This is a genomic window from Oleiphilus sp. HI0066 (assembly GCF_001635725.1).
In genome coordinates this window covers 1-1002 of record NZ_LWFH01000084.1, presented here as the reverse complement: position 1 = coordinate 1002, position 1002 = coordinate 1, and the positions used below count along the sequence as shown (strand labels likewise).

General features: G+C 46.0%; 2 protein-coding genes. Both read left to right on the top strand.

Going from position 1 to position 1002, the window contains the following annotated elements; translation table 11 throughout:
- Nucleotides 1-264 (top strand): XdhC family protein (locus A3738_RS01320; RefSeq protein ID WP_197473504.1); only part of this gene is annotated, 264 nt, incomplete at its 5' end.
- A 276-nt stretch (nt 265-540) separates the two neighbouring features.
- Nucleotides 541-1002, top strand: a 462-nt coding sequence (locus tag A3738_RS01310) for a DMT family transporter (protein ID WP_156503872.1), incomplete at its 3' end; no start/stop codon positions are given.

Here is a 1002-nt window from a genome sequence, read left to right as displayed (position 1 = left end):
GCGGTCTATGCGGGACTACAAGGGCAGGCTCATTTTGTCGGTGCAATGGGATCCCAGCGCAATGCTTTACTGCGTCAGAATCGTCTGCAGGCACTTGGTTTGTCATCCGATTTACGTCAGCGATTACATGCGCCAGTTGGTGTGCAGATAGGAAGTCGTACACCCAGTGAAATTGCTATTTCTATTGTTGCCCAATTAGTTCAGGTGCGAAGTCAGCGCGTCAAGATGCCTCTGCAGGTTAATTCTGTCGCTACTTACGCATAAGTCGTTGACAAGCTCTTCTGTTCATACCATTCTTATCGCCATGAAATTAATTAGCAAAGCAAAACACCGTTGGCCTCAATCACGACTCGTGCGTATTCTCGTGCTCGTCGCGATGGCGCGCGCCTGTTCGCGTTGTGTGGTTAGCTGATTAATTGAAATCATTTGGCCACGGCATTCAGCGGTGGCTTTCTTCTCCCTAGCTCTCTGAATTCCGTTGTCGCTTTCGACCTTTAGTGTTGGTTGTTTTTTTAACGAGAATGAGAGGAGGGAAATCTCGTGCAAGCGCCCTTTGCTTACCTGACGATTATTGCCGTGTGGTCTACAACGCCACTTGCGATTAATTGGAGTAGTCAAACGATCAGTCCTGTTGCGGCCCTTGGACTGCGAATGGCATTAGCTGTGATCGTAGGGCTACTTCTATTGGCGATTTTACGTGTACGCATTGTATGGACAAAACATTCTATCGCGACCTATTCATATGCTCAGTTAGGTATCGCAGGAGCAATGCTTTGTGTGTATAGCGCTGCTCAGTATATTCCGTCCGGTTTGATATCGGTATTGTTTGCCTTATCGCCAATGATATCGGCTATTTTTGCCTTTTTTATGCTTGGTGAAGACAACTTTCAGAAGCACAAAATCATCGCATTTATAATGGCCTTGTTTGGTCTAATTCTTGTTTCTGTTGATACGATTTCGTTATCACAAAACGGATTGTTGGGGATTGCCTTATTGCTTAGC